This is a genomic window from Allokutzneria multivorans (assembly GCF_039537405.1).
Classification (GTDB): domain Bacteria; phylum Actinomycetota; class Actinomycetes; order Mycobacteriales; family Pseudonocardiaceae; genus Allokutzneria; species Allokutzneria multivorans.
This window is the reverse complement of sequence record NZ_BAABAL010000005.1, coordinates 124,775-145,511: the sequence shown is the minus strand read 5'-3', so window position 1 is coordinate 145,511 and position 20,737 is coordinate 124,775. Positions and strand designations below refer to the sequence as shown.

Annotated in this window: 23 protein-coding genes; 9 read left to right on the top strand and 14 right to left on the bottom strand. The window is 70.4% G+C overall.

Annotated features, from left to right (window positions below; genetic code table 11):
• Nucleotides 1–22 precede the first annotated feature (22 nt).
• Nucleotides 23–1,201 carry a hypothetical protein gene (locus tag ABD798_RS04540; protein ID WP_425549185.1) on the bottom strand — a complete coding sequence of 393 codons (1,179 nt, stop codon included), beginning with the start codon at nucleotides 1,199–1,201 and terminating at the stop codon, nucleotides 23–25.
• A gap of 414 nt (nucleotides 1,202–1,615) precedes the next feature.
• Between ABD798_RS04540 and ABD798_RS04535 the strand changes: the two genes are divergently transcribed.
• Nucleotides 1,616–2,704, top strand: a complete 1,089-nt coding sequence (locus ABD798_RS04535) for an adenosine deaminase (RefSeq protein ID WP_344871238.1) — start codon at nucleotides 1,616–1,618, stop codon at nucleotides 2,702–2,704.
• Nucleotides 2,705–2,776: 72 nt separating this feature from the next.
• Here the strand turns inward: ABD798_RS04535 and ABD798_RS04530 are convergent, their stop codons facing one another.
• The 5 genes from ABD798_RS04530 to ABD798_RS04510 all read right to left on the bottom strand — a co-directional run bounded on the left by ABD798_RS04530 (nucleotide 2,777) and on the right by ABD798_RS04510 (nucleotide 6,409).
• Nucleotides 2,777–4,024 carry a primosomal protein gene (locus tag ABD798_RS04530; RefSeq protein WP_344871237.1) on the bottom strand — a complete coding sequence of 416 codons (1,248 nt, stop codon included), beginning with the start codon at nucleotides 4,022–4,024 and terminating at the stop codon, nucleotides 2,777–2,779.
• A gap of 65 nt (nucleotides 4,025–4,089) precedes the next feature.
• Entirely contained in the window at nucleotides 4,090–4,542 is a 453-nt protein-coding gene (locus tag ABD798_RS04525; RefSeq protein ID WP_344871236.1) for a YbaB/EbfC family nucleoid-associated protein, read from the bottom strand.
• Complete coding sequence (locus ABD798_RS04520) at nucleotides 4,539–4,904, bottom strand: YbaB/EbfC family nucleoid-associated protein (RefSeq protein ID WP_344871235.1); 366 nt, start codon at nucleotides 4,902–4,904, stop codon at nucleotides 4,539–4,541. Before ABD798_RS04520 ends, ABD798_RS04525 begins: the two co-directional genes overlap by 4 nt.
• Nucleotides 4,905–4,917: 13 nt before the next feature.
• The gene (locus ABD798_RS04515) at nucleotides 4,918–6,075 is read right to left on the bottom strand and encodes a C40 family peptidase (protein ID WP_344871233.1); all 1,158 of its coding nucleotides are present in this window, start codon (nucleotides 6,073–6,075) and stop codon (nucleotides 4,918–4,920) included.
• 4 nt (nucleotides 6,076–6,079) lie between these two features.
• A complete protein-coding gene (locus tag ABD798_RS04510; RefSeq protein WP_344871232.1) occupies nucleotides 6,080–6,409 on the bottom strand; it encodes a type VII secretion target in 330 nt (109 codons plus the stop codon).
• Between the two features lie 109 nt (nucleotides 6,410–6,518).
• Between ABD798_RS04510 and ABD798_RS04505 the strand changes: the two genes are divergently transcribed.
• Both ABD798_RS04505 and ABD798_RS04500 read left to right on the top strand, forming a co-directional pair.
• The gene (locus ABD798_RS04505; protein ID WP_344871231.1) at nucleotides 6,519–7,088 is read left to right on the top strand and encodes an SMI1/KNR4 family protein; all 570 of its coding nucleotides are present in this window, start codon (nucleotides 6,519–6,521) and stop codon (nucleotides 7,086–7,088) included.
• A complete protein-coding gene (locus tag ABD798_RS04500) occupies nucleotides 7,085–7,258 on the top strand; it encodes a hypothetical protein (RefSeq protein ID WP_344871230.1) in 174 nt (57 codons plus the stop codon). The genes ABD798_RS04505 and ABD798_RS04500 overlap by 4 nt, the downstream gene beginning before the upstream one ends.
• 3 nt (nucleotides 7,259–7,261) lie before the next feature.
• Here the strand turns inward: ABD798_RS04500 and ABD798_RS04495 are convergent, their stop codons facing one another.
• The 5 genes from ABD798_RS04495 to ABD798_RS04475 form a co-directional block, all read right to left on the bottom strand.
• Nucleotides 7,262–7,957 (bottom strand): hypothetical protein, encoded by a 696-nt coding sequence (locus ABD798_RS04495; RefSeq protein ID WP_344871229.1) that lies wholly within the window; start codon nucleotides 7,955–7,957, stop codon nucleotides 7,262–7,264.
• Nucleotides 7,958–8,032: 75 nt separating this feature from the next.
• On the bottom strand, nucleotides 8,033–8,902 hold the full coding sequence (locus ABD798_RS04490) for an aldehyde dehydrogenase family protein (protein WP_344871228.1): 870 nt from the start codon (nucleotides 8,900–8,902) through the stop codon (nucleotides 8,033–8,035).
• Complete coding sequence (locus ABD798_RS04485) at nucleotides 8,895–10,331, bottom strand: aldehyde dehydrogenase family protein (RefSeq protein ID WP_344871227.1); 1,437 nt, start codon at nucleotides 10,329–10,331, stop codon at nucleotides 8,895–8,897. Before ABD798_RS04485 ends, ABD798_RS04490 begins: the two co-directional genes overlap by 8 nt.
• 1 nt (nucleotide 10,332) lies before the next feature.
• Nucleotides 10,333–11,349 (bottom strand): deoxyribose-phosphate aldolase, encoded by a 1,017-nt coding sequence (gene deoC / locus ABD798_RS04480; protein WP_344871226.1) that lies wholly within the window; start codon nucleotides 11,347–11,349, stop codon nucleotides 10,333–10,335.
• 337 nt (nucleotides 11,350–11,686) lie between these two features.
• Nucleotides 11,687–12,349 (bottom strand): maleylpyruvate isomerase family mycothiol-dependent enzyme, encoded by a 663-nt coding sequence (locus ABD798_RS04475; RefSeq protein ID WP_344871225.1) that lies wholly within the window; start codon nucleotides 12,347–12,349, stop codon nucleotides 11,687–11,689.
• A gap of 32 nt (nucleotides 12,350–12,381) precedes the next feature.
• On the opposite strand from ABD798_RS04475, the gene upp reads away from it, so the two are divergent.
• Nucleotides 12,382–13,005, top strand: a complete 624-nt coding sequence (gene upp / locus ABD798_RS04470) for a uracil phosphoribosyltransferase (RefSeq protein ID WP_344871224.1) — start codon at nucleotides 12,382–12,384, stop codon at nucleotides 13,003–13,005.
• A gap of 224 nt (nucleotides 13,006–13,229) precedes the next feature.
• The gene (locus ABD798_RS04465; RefSeq protein ID WP_344871223.1) at nucleotides 13,230–15,200 is read left to right on the top strand and encodes a glycosyl hydrolase family 18 protein; all 1,971 of its coding nucleotides are present in this window, start codon (nucleotides 13,230–13,232) and stop codon (nucleotides 15,198–15,200) included.
• A gap of 85 nt (nucleotides 15,201–15,285) precedes the next feature.
• Here the strand turns inward: ABD798_RS04465 and ABD798_RS04460 are convergent, their stop codons facing one another.
• Nucleotides 15,286–15,885, bottom strand: coding sequence for a TetR/AcrR family transcriptional regulator (locus tag ABD798_RS04460; protein ID WP_344871222.1), 600 nt, complete (start codon nucleotides 15,883–15,885; stop codon nucleotides 15,286–15,288).
• A gap of 88 nt (nucleotides 15,886–15,973) precedes the next feature.
• Here ABD798_RS04460 and ABD798_RS04455 point away from each other — a divergent pair, with 88 nt between their 5' ends.
• The 4 genes from ABD798_RS04455 to ABD798_RS04440 all read left to right on the top strand — a co-directional run bounded on the left by ABD798_RS04455 (nucleotide 15,974) and on the right by ABD798_RS04440 (nucleotide 18,195).
• Nucleotides 15,974–16,180 (top strand): ribbon-helix-helix protein, CopG family, encoded by a 207-nt coding sequence (locus tag ABD798_RS04455; RefSeq protein WP_086821129.1) that lies wholly within the window; start codon nucleotides 15,974–15,976, stop codon nucleotides 16,178–16,180.
• 180 nt (nucleotides 16,181–16,360) lie between these two features.
• Nucleotides 16,361–16,750, top strand: coding sequence for a type II toxin-antitoxin system death-on-curing family toxin (locus ABD798_RS04450; protein ID WP_344871221.1), 390 nt, complete (start codon nucleotides 16,361–16,363; stop codon nucleotides 16,748–16,750).
• Nucleotides 16,751–16,804: 54 nt separating this feature from the next.
• On the top strand, nucleotides 16,805–17,206 hold the full coding sequence (locus tag ABD798_RS04445; RefSeq protein WP_344871220.1) for a MerR family transcriptional regulator: 402 nt from the start codon (nucleotides 16,805–16,807) through the stop codon (nucleotides 17,204–17,206).
• Nucleotides 17,203–18,195 carry an aldo/keto reductase gene (locus ABD798_RS04440; RefSeq protein WP_344871219.1) on the top strand — a complete coding sequence of 331 codons (993 nt, stop codon included), beginning with the start codon at nucleotides 17,203–17,205 and terminating at the stop codon, nucleotides 18,193–18,195. The genes ABD798_RS04445 and ABD798_RS04440 overlap by 4 nt, the downstream gene beginning before the upstream one ends.
• A gap of 48 nt (nucleotides 18,196–18,243) precedes the next feature.
• Here the strand turns inward: ABD798_RS04440 and ABD798_RS04435 are convergent, their stop codons facing one another.
• Together ABD798_RS04435 and ABD798_RS04430 are read right to left on the bottom strand one after the other, a co-directional pair.
• Complete coding sequence (locus ABD798_RS04435; RefSeq protein WP_344871218.1) at nucleotides 18,244–19,902, bottom strand: phospho-sugar mutase; 1,659 nt, start codon at nucleotides 19,900–19,902, stop codon at nucleotides 18,244–18,246.
• Nucleotides 19,899–20,651 (bottom strand): purine-nucleoside phosphorylase, encoded by a 753-nt coding sequence (locus ABD798_RS04430; protein WP_344872846.1) that lies wholly within the window; start codon nucleotides 20,649–20,651, stop codon nucleotides 19,899–19,901. The genes ABD798_RS04435 and ABD798_RS04430 overlap by 4 nt, the downstream gene beginning before the upstream one ends.
• Nucleotides 20,652–20,737: the final 86 nt, after the last annotated feature.

Below are 20,737 nucleotides of genomic sequence, written 5' to 3'. Positions count from 1 at the left end.
TTTTTCGACGGTTGGTCCTGGGTCAGGCGTCGATCTCCTCGGGGAGGTCGACGTCCTTGTCGTCACGCGACTTGCCGTTCACCTTCTGCTGCCGGGCACGGCGCTGCGGCCGGGGCAGCTGCGCCGGCGGCGGGGGCGGGGTCGGCGCGCCGCCACCGAGGATCAGCTCGGCGAAGGTGGCCATGGCCTCGTCCAGCTGCGCGGCGTTGCGGCGCTCGGTCTCCTCGTTGGCCTTGCGGACCAGGGAGAGCACGGTCTCGTTGGTCGGGCGGTCGCCGACGACGCCGGTCAGCTTGTCCAGGTACTGGCCGGTGGCCTTGCCGAGTTCGTCCAGCTTGGAGCTGAGGTCGCCCTCGACGCCGTCGATCCGGTTGTCCACGCCCTCGATGCGGGTGTTCACGCCGTCGAGGCGCTCGGCCAGCGCGTCGAGCTGGTCGGTGTGGTCCACCGCCGGGCGGGCCAGCACCTCCTCGAAGCGGCCCTGGAGCGCGTCGTGGGTCTCGGCGACCGAGTTCTCCAGCGTGGAGCGGGCCTCGGCGACCGAGCCCTCCAGCGAGACGCGGGCGTCGCTGACGGCGCTCTCCAGCGAGGTGCGGGCCTGGCCGACCTCGGCGCGCAGGCCGTCGGTGTTCTCGGTGAGCGCCCGCTGCAGCGCCTCGCGGGTGCCGTCGAGGTGCTCGTGCACGCCCTCGTCGACCTCGTCGATGCGGCCGCGCAGAACGGTCTCCAGCGCTTCGAGGCGCTCGCGCACCGGGCCGGTCACCAGGCCGGGCACCGCGGCGGTCTTGTCGTCCTGCTTGTCCATGTGCAGGTCGAGGTCGTCGAGGCGCTTGTGGATGTGGGACAGCTTGTCCTCGAGCCCGTCCATCCGGACGTGCACGCCCTCCATGCGACCGGACACGCCGTCCAGGCGCCCGTCGAGCTGGCTGAAGGGGACCGCGAGCTTGTCGACGAGACCGTCGACGGCCCTGCCGAGTCCGGCGATCGCGCCGTCCTGGGCCTCGAGCTTCGCGAGTGCCTCGTCCAGGCGCTCGGCCAGCACGCTGACCTCGGTGCGGTCCGGCAGCTCCGAGATGCGCTTGCGCACCGCGCCGAGGGATTCCAGCGGGGACATCCGGGCGTGGATCTCGTCCAGCGCGTCGAAGATCTGCTGCTGCTCGCTCTCACGGATCTCCGCGGCGCGGGTGAGCATGTTCCGCATCCGGTCGAAGGACATCGTCGAGTGGTTGTTCTCGCTCACGGCTGGTGACCTTCGTCCGATGGGGAGGGGAAGAGGACGGTGGCGAGCGTAGCCAGTCCCCCGATCAGTGGTCCAAGAGACCCCGCCGAGGGATCAGAAGTCCCAGGACGAGTTAGCCCGATCAGGTGACGCCAGGGCAGGCGTGAAGGAGAGGTGAAGAGAATGGCGAGATCGTCGTTCGAGCGCGCGGACCCCGTTCGAGTTACAAATACCCCGACTTTGACTGCGTTCCGTCGCGAAGAGGACCGCGAGGGGGCGCGAAGAGCCAGCCGACCGTGTGGAGTTTCGCACGGCACCACCGGGCCGCCATGATCATAGCGTGAGCGATTTCGGTGCGCGAACCGAGGTTTCGCAGGTGAGGGGTACCGTGTCGCCATGTCAACCCCGGTGACCCTGGAGAGCATTCGCACCGCACCCAAGGTGCTCCTGCACGACCATCTCGACGGCGGCCTCCGCCCGCAGACGGTCATCGACCTGGCCCGCGAGAGCGGCTACGACGCCCTGCCGACCCACGACGCCGAAGAGCTCGGCGTCTGGTTCCGGGACGCGGCCGACTCCGGCTCGCTCGTGCGCTACCTCGAGACCTTCGCGCACACCGTCGGCGTGATGCAGACCCGTGAGGCCCTCGTGCGCGTCGCCGCCGAGGCCGTCGAGGACCTGGCCGCGGACGGCATCGTCTACGCGGAGGTCCGCTACGCCCCCGAGCTGTTCACCGAGCGCGGCCTGAGCCTCGACGAGATCGTGCAGGCCGTCGAAGAGGGCTACCGCCTCGGCGAACGCCGCTGCGCGGAGGCCGGCAAGAAGATCCGCATCGGCACGCTGCTGTGCGCGATGCGCCAGAACGCGCGGTCGCTGGAGATCGCCGAGCTGACCGTCCGCTACCGCGACGCCGGCGTGGTCGGCTTCGACATCGCGGGCCCCGAGGCGGGCTTCCCGCCCACCCGCAACCTCGACGCCTTCGAGTACCTGCGCCAGCAGAACGCGCACTTCACCATCCACGCCGGTGAGGCGTTCGGCCTGCCGTCGATCTGGGAGGCCATCCAGCACTGCGGTGCCGAGCGGCTCGGGCACGGCGTGCGGATCATGGACGACATCAAGGTCGACGAGGACGGCACCGTCCACCTCGGCAGGCTCGCGGGCTACGTCAGGGACCGCCGCATCCCGCTGGAGATGTGCCCCAGCTCCAACGTGCAGACCGGCGCGGCGACCTCGATCGCCCAGCACCCCATCGGACTGCTGGCGAAACTGCGTTTCCGCGTCACGGTGAACACCGACAACAGGCTCATGAGCAACTGCACCGTTTCCGGTGAGTTCGCCGCGCTGCACGAGGCATTCGGATACGACTGGGCCGACATGCAGTGGTTCACGGTGAACGCGATGAAGTCGTCGTTCCTCGGATTCGACGAGCGGCTCGCGCTCATCAACGACGTGATCAAGCCGGGATACGCCGAACTGATCGGCTGATCCCGCAAAGCTGATCCCACAAAGAGAAAGGGCCCCCGCCACATTCGGCGGGGGCCCTTTTTCGTTCTCTGCTCAGTGCTTGCGGAGCCGGTCTTCGAGGTTGCCGACCAACTCCTGCCAGACGCCGACCTCGGCGGTGAACGGCGCGCTCGGCGCGAGCCGCGTGGGGTCGGGCCGCAGCACGAAGGAGACCATCCAGCCCAGCGGCTCCGAGGAGGACAGCGCGTTGGCCACGCGGTCGTCGTCTGCCCACTGCGCCGCGTCGGTCAGCAGCTCGACCGCGAGCTCCAGCTGCGTCGGGTCCATCGACTCCGGGCCCTCGGCCATGTCGTCGGCGACACCGTTGAGCACGTAGACGTTGCTCTGGTGGACCTCGACCTCCAGCTCCCCGCCGGTGGCCTTGGAGAGGACGTCCTCCCAGGTCGAGACCTCGGCGAGCTGGTTGCGCGTCGGGTCGGCCGCCGCGTTGTCGGCCAGGTGGCGGGCCAGCGCGCGGGCCGAGGTGAACACGTCGATCTGCCCGTCGGAGCCGAGGAAGACCGGGCGCTCCTCCTGGTCGTCGACCGGCAGGTAGCAGCGCAGCGTGTAGTACTCGGCCTGGCTGGTGATGATCTTGATCGGGTCGATGCCGACCTCGCCCCAGAAACCGATCGGTTCGTCGGAGTCCTCGTCGGACTCCTCCTCGTCGATCTCCTCGGGCTCGGCCTCCGCCGCCGCCTCTTCGTAGGCCGCGAGCTCCTCCTGCGCGGTGGCCAGCGCCTTCTCGTCCGCCTCCGGCGTGCTGATCAGGGTGTCGATCGCGTCGAGCACCTCGTCCCAGCGCTCGTCGACGACCTTGGCGACCTCGTTCCAGCGCGCCTCGCCCTCGCGGCCGGTGAACGGGAAGGTGCCCTGCTGCAGGACGCTGAACCCGGCGGCGCTGTCCAGCACCTCGTGCACGATCTCCAGATCGCACACGTCCGCGAGCGAGCGCAGGATCGCGACGATGTCGGCCAGGTCGCCGATCGTCCAGGTGTCCGGCTCCTCCGCGACCAGCTCCGGCACGCCGACCAGGTCGTAGCGGTGGTCCTCCTCGGGGACCAGCTCGCCGACGCTCAGCGCGGGCACCACGTGCCAGGCCGGGTGGTCGATGAGGTCGTGCTCGGTCGCGGTGCGGGTGTACGCCGCGAGCTGGGCAGCGTCCGGGAAGGCGTAGAGGTCCTCCTCGTGACCGAGGAACGCCTCCCACTCCTCGCCGTCCTCGCGCCAGCGCGGTGCCCACAGGGTGAGCAGGTCGCCCTTGGGCAGGACGAGCTCGATCGGGACGATGTCCTGCGCCATCCATGCCTCCGGGTCAGCGGACTTCTTCCGGGGCGCAGCCTACGGGGTGGCCAAGATCATGCGGTTCACCGGTCCGACCGCAGCGAGGACACGTCGAAGGTCAACACGTCGTCCTCGTCCACCACATCGGCGGAGTCCGTTGGCGCGTCCGGGAAATCGCCGCTCACCGGCACGTCCTCGGCCACCCGCTCACGCTCCGGGGCGGGCCCCGCGAAGGCCTCGATCGCCGCGGTCAGCTCATCGCCGAGCACGGGTGCCATCGCGTTGTACGCCAGCTGGTTGGCTTGTTCCGCGGCTGCTCGGGCCACTTGGACGATCTCTTCGCCGAGCCTCTGGCCCATGTGGACGGGGTGCGGGTGCAGCCGCAGTCCGACCAGGCGTCCGCGTGCGGTCACCGTGGCTTCCACCAAGCCGTCCGCGCTCGTCGCCGTCGCGCAGACCGTGGCCAGTGTGCGCTCCAGCTCGGCTGCCTTGTCCCTGAGCTGCTCCGCTGAAGCGATCAGTTCCGGTGTGCTCACAACGGCCTCCTCAGCAGCGGCCCGGCTTCGTCGTCGCCCTCGTCCTCCGCGCGCTCGATGCCCAGCGCGACCAGTTCTTCCTGCGCCGTTCTGCCCAGCACTCCGCTGACCGCGTGGTGCAACTGCCCACCCGCGACGCGCTCCGCGCGCCTGGCCAGCGCGAGGATCTCCCTCGCCAGCGCGTCGGTGTTCATCCGCAGGGCGTCCGGGCCGATCCGGACCTCGCGCAGGCCTCCGCCGGGCGACACCTCCACCACGACCTCGCCGTCGCCGGAGGTCGCCCGGCCGGCGACAGGCCCGACGCGGGCGAGGCGTTCTTCGGTGGCCTTGATGCCCGCTGCCGCGCGGGTGACGTCGTCCATGATCAGCTCGCTCTCAACCCGTCGGCCGGTAGAAACCGACGAACGGCATGCCGGAGTTGGTCGTGCGCAACGGCCGGATCTGCACCGGGTCCCCGGCCTCGACCATCTGGCCGTCGCCGATGTACATCGCCACGTGGCCGCGCCACACCACGAGATCGCCCGGCAGCAGCTGTCCCGGCGGCACCGACGCGCCGACCGCCTGCGCCGCCGAGTGCCTCGGCAGGTCGAGCCCGGCGTTGCCGTACGCCCACTTCGTCAATCCGCTGCAGTCCGTGGCCCTCGGCGGGTCCGAGGCCGCCCAGACGTACGGCGTTCCCAATACCGACAGCGCGTTGCGCACCGCCGCCGCTGCCACCGGGTTCGGCGCCTGCACGGTGTGCCCGCCGGGCAGGTTGATGTCGACCCCGGAGCCCGGCTGCGGCGGGATCGCCACCGGCAGGTTCGGCCGCCCGCCTCCGCCACCACCGCCTCCGCCGCTGTGACCGCCTCCACCACCACCTCCGCCACCCGAGCCGCCGCCCGGGCTCTCCGGAGGCGCTGGCGGGGCGATCGGCGAGCCGCCCGCACCCTGGGTCTCGACGACGCCGTTGCCGCCGAGCGGAGTGCCGAGTCCTGTGAGCGCACCAGGATCAGCGGGTTGCAGCGCCCGCAACCGCGCCGCCGCCTCGGTCAGGTGGTCGGAGACCTTCTTCAGCTCCGCCGCCGACTTCTCGACGTAGAGCGCCGACCTGCCGAAGGCCCTGGCGGTCGCTTCGCGCACGGCGTTGGTGTCGCCGCCCTTCTGCGCCGCGATCGCCGCTTCGAAGGCCGGTTTCGCCCAGCCGACGAACTCGTCCAGCAGGCCCTGGATCGCTTTGCGGCCCGTGGTGACCGCGCCAACCGCTCCCGCGACCGTGCCCTGCGCGCTCGCGCAGTTGCCCGACAACCGGTCCAGGCCTCCGTCGAGCGTGGCGACCCTGCCCTGGAACGCGTTGGCCCGGTCCCCGTACCAACCACCCATGGCCGTGCGCACCTGCGCTCCGTGCCGGGACTTCACGTCGGCGATCGCCGTCTTCGCCGAGCCCAGCGACTCCGCCGCCCTGCTCGCGCTCCCCGTGTCCCCGGCCAGCTTCGCCAGGTGCTCGCGCAGTGGCCGGACGAGCGGTTCGATCAATCCTGCGGCGTCCGCCACGCCGTCACCCCTGAGCCTGGGTTCGGCGCATCAGCGCGGCGTGGTCGGCGTCCTGCCGCTGGTAGGCCTTCAACGCCCCCGCGACCGAGCCCGCGAGCCCTGTCAGCCCCGCCGACGCGGCGGCCACCCCGTCCACGGTCGCCTTGGCCGCCTGCTGGAAGGCTTGGCCGACGCCGACCTCCGCGCCGATCCTGCCGAAGGCGTCGGCGGGCAGGGAGGTGATCGGGCCCAGTGTCGCGCTGCCCACCTTGCCGAGCTCGTCGGCCAGCCCCGGCGCAGCCGTCGAGTAACTCGTCAGCGTGGCCGGATCGACCTTGAAACCCTGCTCCACCATGCGACCCAGGCTGCCGCACCCCGTCGCCCGCTGTCCTGGAATGCGCGGGATTCACGCGAGTGAGGGAGCGACACCCGGGATTGTCAGGGGTGTCTGCCAGCATCCGGCCATGGGCTCGACGACAGCTGTTCCCGGGAGCTGGAACCGGATCACCCGCATCCTCACCGTGCGGGCTCCAGCCACCGCGAAGGAGCTGCTGCCACCCGCGACCGACGCGGACGTGCGCGCCGCCGAGCGGGCGATGGGGCGTGCGCTGCCGCAGGAGCTGCACGAGTGGTGGGCGAGCTGCGGCGGTGGCCTGCACCCGGTCCTGCCGCACGGCTACATCCCGTACCGGCCGATCGGGTCGGTCAGCGCGTGGCGGGAGTGGACCAGGCGGCACACGAGCGGCCCCCGGCCCGACGACTCCGCCGGTAGCCCGGGTGCTGGCTGGCACCCCGCGTTCGTCCCGATCGGCACGGACGGCGGCAACTACGACCTCGCCGTCGACCTGCGTCCCGGGCCGCTGCACGGTTGCTTGTTCGCCTTCAGCCACCAGTGGGGCGTCGCGCACCCGCCCGAGTGGCAGGGCCTCACCGCGCTCCTCAGCGGCATCGCCGACGCGCTGGAGACCGACGCGGCGGTCGGCCGCTACCGCCCCGTGACGACGAGAGGAGGAATGCTGATCTGGAAGCTGTGACTGAGGACGACCCGGAGACAGCGTTCGGCGAAGCCGTTGCCAGCGCCAGGTCGTCGGGAAGGGAGATCTCCCCGGAGGGCGTGGCGGCCGTGCGTGCCGTGGCGTACGGGGAAATCACGGTCGAAGAAGCGATCGCTCAGCGCATCGCCGCGCTGACCCGGCCGGAGTGAGGGTCAGGCGGCGGGGACGAGCAGCGCCCAGGACTTCACGGTGCCGTGGCCGGTACCCCAGGGCAGGTGCTCGGCGACGTCGACGAAGTGGCCGCTGACGTCGTTGTTGTTCAGCACGACCTCGACGGTGTCGTCGTTCTCGCCGGAGGTGCGGCCGCACAGGCTGTAGAACCACACGGGCCGGTTGGGCAGCTGGCCCTCGCTCATCAGGCGCTCGGCCACGACGAGGGTCGGCGGGCGCTCGCGGGCGACGTCGGCGAAGCCGCCCTCGATGCCGCCGAAGTCGCGCCAGTCGACGGGACCGGCGAACAGCTCGGTGGGGCGGCCCTCGCCGTCCGCGCCGAGCTGGTGGAACACGGCCTCGGCCAGCGAGTGGTCGGGCTGCTGAATGGCGATGAACACCGGGAGCACGTTGTTCACCCAGTACATCAGCGCGTCGGCGAGCGGGTGGGCCTCGTCGGTGCGCACACCGACGGCCTGGTCCCAGGCGTAGCCCTCCTCCCAGGCAGTGCAGCGCACACCTAAGGGCAGCCGCACGTACGCGCCGTCAGGAGCGTGCTCGGCCTCCTCGACGGCGATCTCCAGGTCGAGGTCGACCAGCGCCACCACGGAGCCGGTGCGCTCGGTGCGCAGGCCGTGCGAGCCGCTGAGCATCGCCGCGATCACTTCGGCGATGCCGCCGGCGTCGAGTTCTTCCACCTTGGACAACCCCTTCGAAGACGATGTGCCCCACGGTCCGCGGACTGTGGGGCACATCGTGGCCGAAGCGGTGGATCAGACTCCCATCGGGTGCCAGACCGTCTTGTGCTCCAGGTACGCGCGCAGCCTGGTGATATCGGGCCTGCGGGTCCAGTCCGGCTCCTTGGCGGAGGCGCGCAGCACCCGCTTGACGGTGCCCGCCGCGGTCCGCTCCAGGTCGGCGCGGATCACCTCGGGAGCACCGCACAGGTCGAGCGCGTTCACGTCCGCGTGCGAGGCCAGCCAGGGGCCGAGCTCAGCGGCGTTGCCGGTGAGCAGGTTCACCACACCACCCGGCAGGTCCGAGGTCGCCATGACCTCCGACAGCGTCACGGCGGGCAGCGGGCGGTGGTGGCTGGACACCACGACGCAGGTGTTGCCGGTCGCGATCACCGGAGCCACCACGCTCACCAGGCCCAACAGCGAGGAGGCCTGTGGGGCGAGCACCGCGACGACGCCGGTGGGCTCGGGCACGGAGAACGAGAAGTACGGCCCCGCGACCGGGTTGGACGCGCCGAGCACGGAGGCGACCTTGTCGGTCCACCCCGCGTACCAGACCCATCGGTCCACGGCAGCGTCCACAATGGACTCCGCCTTCTTCGCGTTCACGTTCTCCGCGGCGCAGACCTCCGCGACGAACTGCTCACGCCTGCCCTCCAGCATCTCCGCGACGCGGTAGAGCACCTGGCCGCGGTTGTACGCGGTCGCGCCGGACCAGCCGGAGAACGCCTTGCGGGCCGCGGCGACCGCGTCCCTGGCGTCCTTGCGCGAGGCGTGCGCGGCGTTGGCGAGGAAGGTGCCCTTGGCGTCGTTGACCGGGTAGACCCTCCCGGACTCCGAGCGCGGGAACTTCCCGCCCACGTACAGCTTGTAGGTCTTGGTCACGCCAATACGCCCGTCAGACATCGAGATACGCCTCCAGTCCCGCGCGGCCGCCCTCACGACCGAAACCGGACTCCTGGTAGCCGCCGAACGGGGCGGTGGGGTCGAACCGGTTGAAGGTGTTGGCCCACACCACACCGGCCCGCAGCTTCTGGGACATCCACAGGATCCTGGAGCCCTTCTCGGTCCAGATGCCCGCGGACAGCCCGTACGGGGTGTTGTTGGCCTTGGCGACGGCCTCGTCCGGGGTGCGGAAGGTCAGCACGGACAGCACCGGGCCGAAGATCTCCTCGCGGGCGATGCGCATGGCCTGGTGCACGTTGGAGAACACCGTCGGCGCGAAGAAGAAACCCTTGTCCGGCAACGGGCACGAGCTCGTCCAGCGGTCGGCGCCCTCGGCCTCGCCGGAGGCGGTCAGCTCGCGGATGCGGGCCAGCTGCTCCTGCGAGTTGATCGCGCCGATGTCGGTGTTCTTGTCCAGCGCGTCACCGATGCGCAGCGTGGAGACGCGGTAGCGCAGCTTCTCCATCACCTCCTCGGCGATGGACTCCTGGACCAGCAGCCGCGAACCGGCGCAGCAGACGTGGCCCTGGTTGAAGAAGATGCCGTTGACGATGCCCTCGACGGCCTGGTCGACGGGCGCGTCGTCGAAGACGATGTTCGCCGCCTTGCCGCCCAGCTCCAGGGTGAGCTTCTTGCCCGTCCCGGCCAGCGAGCGCTGGATCAGCTTGCCGACCTCGGTCGAGCCGGTGAAGGCGATCTTGTCGGTGCCCGCGTGGTTGACGATCTCCGAGCCGACGTCACCGGCGCCGGGCAGGATGTTCACCACGCCCGCTGGCAGACCGGCCTGCTGGCAGATCTCGGCGAAGACCAGCGCGGTCAGCGGCGTGGTCTCGGCGGGCTTGAGCACCACGGTGTTGCCGCAGGCCAGCGCGGGCGCGATCTTCCACGCCAGCATCAGCAGCGGGAAGTTCCACGGGATGACCTGCCCAGCGACGCCGAGCGGCTTCGGGTCCGGCCCGTAGCCCGCGAAGTCGAGCTTGTCGGCCCAGCCCGCGTGGTAGAAGAAGTGCGCCGCGGCCGTCGGCACGTCGACGTCGCGCGACTCCTTGATCGGCTTGCCGTTGTCCAGGCTCTCCAGCACCGCGAGCTCGCGGCCGCGCTCCTGGATCAGCCGGGCGATGCGGAACAGGTACTTGGCCCGCTCGCTGCCGGGCATCCGGCCCCACACCTTGTCGTAGGCGCGGCGGGCGGCCTTGACGGCGCGGTCCACGTCCGCGCTGGAGGCCGTGCTGACCTCGGCCAGCACCTCCTCGGTCGAGGGGTTGACCGTCTTCAGCGGTTCGCCCTCGCCCTCGACGAACTGACCGTCGACGAACATCCGGTAGTTCGGCTTGAGGTTGGCGATGTCCCGCGACTCCGGTGCCGGGGAGTACTCCCAGAGCTGTGTCATCTCAGTCCACCGTCACATAGTCCGGGCCGCTGTAGTGGCCCTCGAGCTGGGTCCGCCGCTGCATCAGCAGATCGTTGAGCAGGCTGGACGCGCCGAAGCGGAAGAGCTTCGGGTCCAGCCACTCCTGACCGGCGACCTCGTGCACGGCGACGAGGTAGCGCATCGCGTCCTTGGTGGCGCGGATGCCACCCGCGGGCTTGACCCCGCGCAGCTGCCCGGTCTGGTTCTTCCAGTCGTGGACGGCCTGCAGCATCAGGTGCGTCACCGGGAGGGTCGCGGCGGGGGAGACCTTGCCGGTCGAGGTCTTGATGAAGTCACCGCCCGCGAGCAGCGACAGCCACGACGCGCGGCGCACGTTGTCGTAGGTCGACAGCTCGCCGGTCTCCAGGATGACCTTGAGGTGCGCGTCGCCGCAGGCCGCCTTGATCGCGACGATCTCGTCGTAGACCTGGCCGTAGCGGCCGGACAGGAACGCGCCCCGGTCGATCACCATGTCGATCTCGGTCGCGCCCGCGTCCACGGCGATCCTGGTGTCCTCCAGCTTGATCGCCAGGGACGAGCGGCCGGAGGGGAACGCGGTCGCCACGCTGGCGACGCCGATGTCGGCGCCCTTCAGCTCGCGCACCGCCGTCTCCACCATGTCCGGGTAGACGCAGATCGCGGCGACCTGCGGCACGTCGGGGCGCTCGGGGTCGGGGCGGCGGGCCTTCGCGCACAGCGAGCTGACCTTGCCCGCGGTGTCGGCGCCCTCGAGGGTGGTCAGGTCGACCATCCTGATGGCGGTGTCGATCGCCCAGAGCTTGGACGCCTTCTTGATGCTGCGCGTGGCGAGCGTCGCGGCGCGTTGCTCCAGTCCGACCTGGTCGACGCCGGGCAGTCCGTGCAGGAACCGACGCAGCGCGGCGTCGTCCCTGGTGGCGTCTGCCAGCTCTGGGGGAAGTCCCGGGATGTGCGGCGGCTGGCGGTTCGCGGGGGTGTCCGCGGACTCGGCAGCCGTCGGCGGTGACGGTGCGGCCATGGCCAGGAGTCTAGGGCGTGGTCATCGGCCGTCCAGCCCGTTGAGCCGGACCTGTGGACAACTCATCCGCCCAGCTCACAGGAGGCGCACCTGGGGACAACCGTGCGCCGAGAGTGCTCTCCGATGGCACTGGTCACATCGGCCCTACCGGCATGAGAGCGTGACCACCGCAGGTCCGGCGATCGCCAATAGGCCATTCGGTGATTCCTTTTCTTAAGTGTTCATCAAGTCGTTGGTGGCTCACGTCGTCGCCGGTTACTGTGGAGTAGCCGGTGTGCCGAGGCAGGCCGGGCTAGACACGAGGGTCCACCGGACGCGCCACCGGTGGACCCTCGATTTAGTTCTCCACCAAGGCATCCGAGCGCGCGGGGAACACCAGGATCGCGTCGAGGTGCTCGGCATCGGGTGTCCGGTCCCACGCCCACGCGCGCATCTGCTCGGGGCTGCGCCTGCCGAAGAACCCGCGCCACAGCTCGAAGGGCTCCGCCTCCACCGTCGCCGCGGGCTCGCCGTCGCCGATCCGCCACTCCGAGCCGTCCGCGCGCACGACCAGCGCCCACGGCTGCTCGTGGTAGTGCCCGACCGCGCCGCCGATGTGCTCCAGCATCGGCCGCCACGCCGCCTCCGGCAGCCGCTCCAGACCGAGCGCCGAGCGCAGGTCGGCCTCGTGCTGGGTGATGTCGTGCACCAGCTGGAGCTGCGCTTTCTTCGAGCGCAGGCCCCGCTCCAGCTTCTCGCTGAAGCCCGCCCACTCCGCGAGGTTCTCCTCGACCGGCCTGTCCAGCCGCTCCCCGACGTGCCGTTCGGTCCACTCGGTGCCCGGAGCGCCGTCGAGCCGCCCGGTCGCGGCGTCGTGCGCGACTCCGCACAGGTGCGCGATCAACGCCCGGACAGTCCATTCCGGACAGGCGGCAACAGCTCGCCCCAGCTGCTCGTCGTCCAGCGTTCGCGCGATGGCGGTGATCCGCTGCCGTGCCCCGCTGTAGATCACGTCGTACATCAGCACCCCTTCTCCGGCTAACGTCTGTGGTCATGGACGTGCTCGTCGTCGAACACCCGCTGGCCAAGGCCCGGCTCACCACCATGCGTGACGCCCGCACCGACAGCGCGGCCTTCCGCGCCGCGCTGCACGAGCTGACCGTCATGCTGATCTACGAGGCCATGCGGGACGCTCCCGTCGCGGAGGAGCGCATCCACACGCCGGTGGCCAGGACGACGGGCTTCCGCCTCGCGAACCCGCCGCTGCTGGTCCCGGTGCTGCGCGCGGGCCTCGGCATGGCCGACCAGGCCCACAAGCTGATCCCGGACGCGCAGATGGGCTTCGTCGGCCTCGCCCGCGACGAGGAGACCCTGCAGCCGACGCCGTACATGGTCTCGCTCCCGGAGAACCTCGCGGGCCGCCCGGTGCTGGTGCTCGACCCGATGCTCGCCACCGGTGGCTCGATGGTGCACACGATCACGCTCCTCACCGATCGCGGCGCCACCGACGTCACCGCCGTGTGCACCCTGGCCGCGCCCGAGGGGATCCGCACCCTGGAAGCGGCCAAGCTGCCGGTGCGCGTGGTCACCGCGAGCGTGGACGAGCGGCTCAACGACTCCGGCTTCATCGTCCCCGGACTCGGCGACGCGGGGGACCGCCAGTACGGCGCGGTCTGACCCCGCCCCTCGGTCGAACCCGGTCATCGCGCGTCCCCCGGCTACTTGAAAAACATATAGCGAATCCGATCTTGGCCCGCCGCCGCGCGCGGGTCAAGGCTGCGCCGATCGAGTGAGCGCGGTGGTCTAGACCTTGACGAGTTGTGGTCTGGACCACATCGTCTGCTGTACACATCCGCGAACAGATTCCGCTCCGCCGCCCTGCACCCCTGGAGCGATCGATCATGTACCGCAAGCGATGGCAGCCGTTGCTCGCGCTCTGCGCGGGCGCCGTCGTCGTGCTCGGGCTCGTGTCCGCCCCCGCGCAGGCCGCGACGACCCCCACGGCGACGTTCACCAAGACCTCCAGCTGGGACGGTGGTTTCACCGGCCTGGTCACGATCACCAACGGCGGCACGACCGCGCTGAACGGGTGGAAGGTCGAGTTCGACCTGCCCGCGGGAACGAGCGTCGGCGCGTACTGGGACACCCTGCTCACCCGTGCGGGCGACCGCTACTCCTTCACCAACCGCGAGTACAACGGAGCCGTGGGCGTCGGCGCCTCGGTTTCCTTCGGCTTCAACGGGATCGGCAACGGCGGCCCGGCGAACTGCCGCCTCAACGGCCAGCCCTGCGAGGGCGGCGCGCCGGACACCGAGGCGCCCAGCGCGCCCGGCGGCCTCACCGTCTCCGGCACGAGCGCCACCACGATCTCCTTGCGCTGGAACGCATCCACTGACAATGTGGGCGTCACGGGCTATGAAGTCTTCCGAGGCGTGGCCTCCGTGGGGAGCACGCCCGACACGACGTTCACCGCGAGCGGGCTGACCCCCGAGACCGACTACGCGTTCACCGTCCGCGCCAAGGACGGAGCCGGGAACGCTTCCGCGCACAGCACTTCCGTGTCCGGACGCACCGGAAAGCCTGGAGCCGAAGGGCGCGTGCGCGTCGGGTACTTCCCGCAGTGGGGCATCTACGAGCGGAAGTTCTTCATCAAGAACCTGGACACCTCCGGCGCGGCGGCGAAACTGACGCACCTCAACTACTCCTTCGCCAACATCCACCCGACGGACCTGACGTGCTTCGCGGTCACCAAGCCGACGAGCTCGAATCCCGCCGACCCCGACCAGGGGACAGGTGCGGGAGATTCCACCGCCGACTACGTCTGGCCCTTCGACGCCGCGCAGAGCGTGGACGGCGTCGGGGACGGCGGCTGGGCGGGAACCGGTCCGCTGAAGGGCAACTTCAACCAGCTGCGCAAGCTGAAGGCCAAGCACCCCAACCTGAAGGTGCTCCTCTCGCTCGGCGGCTGGACGTACTCGAAGTTCTTCTCCGACGCCGCGAAGACCGACGCCTCGCGCAAGAAGCTCGTGTCCTCCTGCATCGACATGTACATCAAGGGAAACCTGCCGAAGCACTACGACATGGGCGGGCCCGCGACCGGGGCGAACATCTTCGACGGCTTCGACCTCGACTGGGAGTGGCCGGGCGCGGAAGGCCACCCTGGCAACCACTTCGGGCCCGATGACAAGGTCAACAACTCGCTGCTGATCGAGGAGTTCCGCCGCCAGCTCGACGCGCTCGGCTCCACCTCCGGCAAGAAGTACCTGCTGACCGCCTTCACCCCGGCTGCTCCAGCGCTGGCCTCCGCGGGCTGGGAGATGGCCAGGGTGGCGAACAGCCTCGACCTGTTCAACTTCCAGGGCTACGACTTCCACGGCGCGGGCAGCGACAACTCGTGGGAGCCCAACCGCACCGGGCACCACGCGAACCTGCACACCGACGTCGACGACCCGTACGCCACGAAGTTCAGCGTCGACGTGGCGTTGAAGATCTACACAGACGCGGGCATCGACCCGAAGAAGCTGGTGCTGGGCGTGCCCTTCTACGGTCGCGGCTGGCAGCAGGTGAGCGACGGCGGGAAGAAGGGGGAGTGGCAGACCGCCAACGGCGCTGCTCCCGGTGACTTCGCCGCGGAGGCGGGAACGCGGGCCTACAAGAACCTCAAGGCCCAGTTCCCGACCGTGCACCACGACGAGCAGGCCGTTGCGGCCTACGCGTTCGCGAACGGGCAGTGGTGGTCCTTCGACGACGCGTGGGTGATCGGCAAGAAGATGGAGTACGTCAAGGCGAAAGGGCTCGGCGGAGCCATGATCTGGTCGCTCGACGGCGATGACGGCACCCTCATGACCGCGCTCGACACCGGGCTGCGATGAGGGTGCGCTAGGCGGGCTGTCCTCAGTGGACAGTCCTGGTGGGGCTCGGGGAACCGTTGGCGGCGGGGTATCCCGAGCCCCTCCGCTATTCCGGCGCCGAGCACCAGCCGCGCGCCTGGGCCCGCAGCACGGTCTCGAAGTTGGCGGTGACGTCGATCCCCGGCGGCATGTGGTCCCTGGACTCCAGCGACACCAGCCCGTGCACCAGCGCCCACGAGGCCAGCGCGATCTCTTCGGCGCGGTAGCCCGCGAAGTGCCCGGAGTCGATCCCGGCGCGCACCATCTCCATCAGCGGCCGCAACGTGCTCACCGCCCGCTGGGTGGCCTCGGTGTCCGGCTCGAAGCCGGGGACCATGGTGGAGAACATGATCGAGTAGAGGTGCGGGTCGGCCCGTGCGCTCTCCCGGTAGGCGATGCCGAGCTGGACCAGGTCCTCGACGGGGTCCCCCGTGCGCTCCACAGTGGACAGTCGCTCGCCGAACCTGCGGAACGCCTCGAGGTAGAGCTCGCGCAGCAGCGCGGGTTTGCCGCCGAAGAGCGAGTACACGGCGGTGGTGGAGGTCCCGACGTCGGCGGCGAGCTTGCGCAGGCTGAGCCCCTCCGGCCCGTGCGTTGACAGGGTCTCCGCCGCGCGGTCGAGCAGGCGGGCGCGGAGCGCGTCGTCGTGAACCTTGGGTCGTGGCACTCCGGCAGGATAGAGGAACACTGTTTTAAAACTTCGGTGCGCCGCGTGACCTGGTGATCAGTGATACCACGGCGGTACCATCCCGCGCATGGCGATGACGCTGCGGTTGAGCGAGGACGAGAATCGGCAACTCGACGAGCTCGCCGCCGCGGAGGGGCGATCGAAGCAGGACGTGGTCCGCCTCGCCCTTGCCGACCGCTGGTCGCGGTTGAACAAGGAGCGTCAGCTGACCGAGGTCCTGGCCCGCGTGATGCCGCGCTACGGTGCCCTGCTCGACCGGCTCGGTCCCACCTGACCGCAAGGTCCGCGCGGCTGGCCAACGAGCCAGTTTATGTTGCCGCACTTGAGAAATCTCCTAGTTCGTCGCTGGATTCAAGTCCTCTATGCACGGCAGCCCGAATGGCCGATCCCGCGTCCACTGTCAGTGACCCCCGATATCGTCAGACAGCCACGTCGACCACGGGAAAAAGGCCGAGTGATCTCCTACCTGGACGCCAGCGACCTGCTGGTGCTGGCAACCGCCGTGACCGGCGGTGACCTCGTCGTGCGCGACGTCGGCCTGCTCGACGCGGCCGCGCACCGGCCGAGGGCGGCCGTGCTCGGCGTCGAGGCGTACGGGACGCTCTGGCTGAAGGCCGCCGCGGTGCTCGACTCCATCGTCTGCACCCGCCCGCTGGTCGAGGGCAACTGGCGGCTGGCGTGGGTGGCCGCCGTCACGCTCTGCGACATCAACGGCTGGTGGATCGATGCCGACGAGGACGACGCGCTGAAGATCGTCCGCGAGGTGGGCAGGGGTGAGTTCGAGGTCGCCGACGTGGCCGCGCGCTTCGAGGGCTGGGCCGTGGCAAAGGGTGAGCTGGGCTGATTTCCCCGGAATGAGCTTGACCTGGAGCGCACTCCAACTTCTACCGTCGTTCCCGTGAGCTACTCGATCGCCGAAGCGGCAGAACGCACAGGGCTGTCCATGGACACCCTCCGCTACTACGAGCGCATCGGGCTGATCGATCCACCGGCGCGCGACTCGGGCGGCAGGCGCAGCTACTCCGAGGACGACCTCGGCTGGGTGGGCTTCCTGTCCTGCCTGCGGATGACCGGGATGCCGATCCGCCTGATGTGCGAGTACGCCAGGCTGCGGCGCTTCGGCACCTCCAGTGCCGGCCCGCGCAAGCAGATCCTGCTGGAGCAGCGCACCTCGGTGCGGGAGCGCATCGCCGAGCTGCAGATGTGCCTGAGCACGCTGGACTACAAGATCGACAACTACGAGATGATCGAGCGCAGGGTTGCCGAGCTGACCCCGCTCGCCCAGGAGGCCACGGCATGAGCAAGCTGCCCACTCGCACGCTCGGCGCGCTGGAGGTGTCCGCACAGGGCCTCGGGTGCATGGGGATGAGCGACTTCTACGGCGACACCGACGACCGCGAGTCGATCGCCACGATCCACCGGGCCATCGAGCTCGGCGTGCGGTTCCTGGACACCGCCGACATCTATGGCCCGCACCGCAACGAGGAGCTGGTCGGTCGCGCCATCGCCGACCGGCGCGACCAGGTCGTGCTGGCCACCAAGTTCGGCATCGTGCGCACCGCCGACCCGCACGAGCGCGGTGTGCGCGGTGACGCCCCCTACGTCCGGCAGTCGGTCGAGGCGTCGCTGAAGCGGCTCGGCGTGGACCACATCGACCTGTACTACCAACACCGAGTGGACCCCAAGACGCCCATTGAGGAGACCGTCGGCGCGATGGCCGAACTGGTCGCCGAGGGCAAGGTCCGCTACCTCGGCCTCTCCGAGGCGAGTGCGGCGACGATCCGGCGCGCGCACGCCGTGCACCCGATCTCCGCGGTGCAGTCCGAGTGGTCGTTGTGGACGCGCGACATCGAGGCCGAGGTCCTTCCGGCCTGCCGTGAGCTGGGTATCGGGATCGTTCCGTACTCGCCGCTCGGTCGCGGTTTCCTCACCGGCCGCTTCACCAAGACCAGCGACTTCGACAGCGGTGACTTCCGCGTCGTCGGTCAGCCCCGCTTCAGCGAGGAGAACCTGGCCAAGAACGCCGCGATCGTCGAAGCGGTGCGCGAACTCGCGTCCGCTCGCGGTGTCACGCCCGGACAGCTCGCGCTGGCGTGGGTGCAGAACCAGGGCGATGACGTGGTGCCGATCCCGGGAACCAAGCGCCGCAAGTACTTGGAGGAGAACGCCGCCTCGGCCGAGATCGAGTTGAGCGCGGACGAGCTGGCGCAGATCGCTTCTGCCGTGCCTGCCGACAGGGTGGCGGGCACGCGCTACGCCGAGAACATGATGGGCCTGCTCAACGGCTGAGTCGGCCAGGTCGCGCGGGCCCTCGTCGAGCCCGCGCGACCTCCTGTGTCAGCCGAGCAGTGCGGAGATCTCCTGGCGCAGCGCCGAAAGCCGCTTCCGGCCGCGCTCGCGGGCCTCGTCCAGTTCGGCCGCGTCGGCGACGGGCTCGACGATCTCCAGGTACGCCTTGACCTTCGGCTCGGTCCCGGACGGCCGGACCAGAACGCGCAGCCCAGCACCCCGCATCGTCAGGACGTCCGCCTTCGGTCGCAGATCCGAGACCGTGACGGCGATCCCGGCCAGCTCCGACGGCGGTTCGGCGCGCAGGCGGGCCATCGTCCTGCCGATCACGCCGAGGTCCTCCACCCGCAGGGAGACCTGGTCGGTCAGGTGCAGGCCGTGGTCGACGGCCAGGTCGTCCAGCGCGTCGAGCAGTGAGCGCCCGGACGCCTTCAACGACGCTGCCAGGTCGCACGCGAGCACCGCCGCGCTGATGCCGTCCTTGTCCCGCACCACATCCGGGTCGACGCAGTGACCGATCGCCTCTTCGTAGGCGTACACCAGTCCGGTGCCGTTCCCGTCACCCGCGCGCACCAGCCACTTGAAGCCGGTCAGCGTCGCGTCGTAGCGGGCGTTGTGCTTCGCCGCCACTGCGCTCAGCAGCTCGGAGGAGACGATCGTGGCCGCTACCAACGGATCCGGGTGCACAGTTCTGTCCAAAGTGGACAGAACGCGCTCGCCGAGCAGTGCCCCGGTCTCATCTCCGCGCAGCATGCGCCAGGAACCGTCGCGCTCCCGAACGCCGAGCGCGCAACGGTCCGCGTCCGGGTCCAGCGCCACGGCCAGGTCAGCGTCCACAGTGGACGCCAGCTCCAGCAGCAGGTCCGCCGCCCCGGGCTCCTCCGGGTTCGGGAAGCTCACCGTGGGGAAGTCCGGGTCCGGCCGCTCCTGTTCCGCGACCAGGTGCACGTCGGTGAAACCCGCGCGCGCCAACACTTCCCGCAGGGTTTCCGCGCCGACACCGTGCAGCGTCGTCGCCGCGATGCGCAGTCCCCGCTCCGAGCTGCGCGTCAAGCTGGCCGCTCTGTCCACATAGGACTGAACGAGGTCCTCGCCGGTCGTCGTCCAGCCCTGCGCGGTCGGCACGACGACCGCCGCGCCGACCTTGGCGATGGCGGCTTCGATCTCCCGATCGGCGGGCGGCACGATCTGCGAGCCCGCGTCCAGGTAGACCTTGTAACCGTTGTCAGCAGGGGGATTGTGCGACGCGGTGACCTGGACGCCGGCCACGGCGTTCAGCTTGCGCACGGCGAAGGCGAGCACCGGTGTCGGCAGCGGACGGGGCAGGACGCGCACGTCGAAGCCCGCCGCGGCGAGCACACCGGCCACATCGCGGTGGAACTCCTCCGAACCGTGCCGCGCGTCGCGTCCGACCACGACGATGCCGCCGGACTTCCCCGAGGCCGCGAGCCACTCGCCGAGCCCCGCCGTCGTGCGCACCACGACAGCGCGGTTCATGCCGTTCGGGCCGGGGCGCACGGGGCCGCGCAGCCCAGCGGTGCCGAAGCTCAAGGGCGCGCGCATCCGGTCGGCCAGCTCGTCGATCGCCTGCTGCTCGCCGACCATGGCCTTGCCGAGCAGCCGCTGCATCCCCTCGCGGTCAGCGGCGTCCAGGTCGTCGGCGATCCAGCGGTACGCGCGGTCCCGCAGCTCCGGGGACAGCGTCACGCCCGGCTCACCAGCTCGTGCAGCAGCGTGCCCATGCGGCTCGCCGCCTCGCGCCCGGCCTCCAGCACCTCTTCGTGGTTCAGCGGCTCACCGGTGATGCCCGCCGCCAGGTTGGTGACCAGCGACAGGCCGAAGACCTCGGCACCGGCGGCGCGCGCGGCGATGGCCTCCAGCACGGTGGACATGCCGACCAGGTCCGCGCCCATCGTGCGCAGCATCCGGATCTCGGCGGGCGTCTCGAAGTGCGGCCCCGGCAGGCCCGCGTAGACGCCCTCCTCCAGGCTCGCGTCGATTTCCCTGGCCACATCGCGCAGGCGGCTGGAGTAGAGGTCGGTCAGATCCACGAACCTGGCCCCGACCAGCGGCGAGGCAGCGGTCAGGTTGAGGTGGTCGCTGATCAGCACGGGCTGGCCGACCTGCATGCCCTGGCGCAGGCCGCCCGCTGCGTTGGTCAGCACCACGGTGGTGCAGCCCGCCGCGGTCGCGGTGCGGACCCCGTGCACCGTCTGCGGGATGCCCTTGCCCTCGTAGTAGTGGGTGCGGCCGAGCATCACCAGCACGCGCTTCTCGCCGACCCGGACGGACCGGATGGTGCCGCCGTGGCCGACGACGCTCGGCGCGGCGAACCCGGGCAGCTCGCCCATGGGGACCTCGGAGACGAGCTCGCCGATCACGTCGGCGGCCGGGCGCCAGCCCGAGCCGAGGATGACGGCGATGTCGTGCCGGTCGGTTCCGGTGCGCTGGGCCAGCGCCGCTGCGGCCGCGGTGGCGGCGCCTTCGGGATCGACGGCAGGGCTGAGTGCGTCCGCGTCGCTGGTGGCGGCGGTCGCGCGGG

Excerpts from the sequence above, each read along its gene's own strand:
- ABD798_RS04540 (WP_425549185.1), bottom strand. The coding sequence starts at position 1,201 with ATGCGGAACATGCTCACCCGCGCCGCGGAGATCCGTGAGAGCGAGCAG.
- ABD798_RS04535 (WP_344871238.1), top strand. The coding sequence starts at position 1,616 with ATGTCAACCCCGGTGACCCTGGAGAGCATTCGCACCGCACCCAAGGTG.
- ABD798_RS04530 (WP_344871237.1), bottom strand. The coding sequence starts at position 4,024 with ATGGCGCAGGACATCGTCCCGATCGAGCTCGTCCTGCCCAAGGGCGAC.
- ABD798_RS04520 (WP_344871235.1), bottom strand. The coding sequence starts at position 4,904 with ATGGACGACGTCACCCGCGCGGCAGCGGGCATCAAGGCCACCGAAGAA.
- ABD798_RS04510 (WP_344871232.1), bottom strand. The coding sequence starts at position 6,409 with ATGGTGGAGCAGGGTTTCAAGGTCGATCCGGCCACGCTGACGAGTTAC.
- ABD798_RS04505 (WP_344871231.1), top strand. The coding sequence starts at position 6,519 with ATGGGCTCGACGACAGCTGTTCCCGGGAGCTGGAACCGGATCACCCGC.
- ABD798_RS04490 (WP_344871228.1), bottom strand. The coding sequence starts at position 8,902 with ATGTCTGACGGGCGTATTGGCGTGACCAAGACCTACAAGCTGTACGTG.
- ABD798_RS04485 (WP_344871227.1), bottom strand. The coding sequence starts at position 10,331 with ATGACACAGCTCTGGGAGTACTCCCCGGCACCGGAGTCGCGGGACATC.
- deoC (WP_344871226.1), bottom strand. The coding sequence starts at position 11,349 with ATGGCCGCACCGTCACCGCCGACGGCTGCCGAGTCCGCGGACACCCCC.
- ABD798_RS04475 (WP_344871225.1), bottom strand. The coding sequence starts at position 12,349 with ATGTACGACGTGATCTACAGCGGGGCACGGCAGCGGATCACCGCCATC.
- upp (WP_344871224.1), top strand. The coding sequence starts at position 12,382 with ATGGACGTGCTCGTCGTCGAACACCCGCTGGCCAAGGCCCGGCTCACC.
- ABD798_RS04465 (WP_344871223.1), top strand. The coding sequence starts at position 13,230 with ATGTACCGCAAGCGATGGCAGCCGTTGCTCGCGCTCTGCGCGGGCGCC.
- ABD798_RS04455 (WP_086821129.1), top strand. The coding sequence starts at position 15,974 with ATGGCGATGACGCTGCGGTTGAGCGAGGACGAGAATCGGCAACTCGAC.
- ABD798_RS04440 (WP_344871219.1), top strand. The coding sequence starts at position 17,203 with ATGAGCAAGCTGCCCACTCGCACGCTCGGCGCGCTGGAGGTGTCCGCA.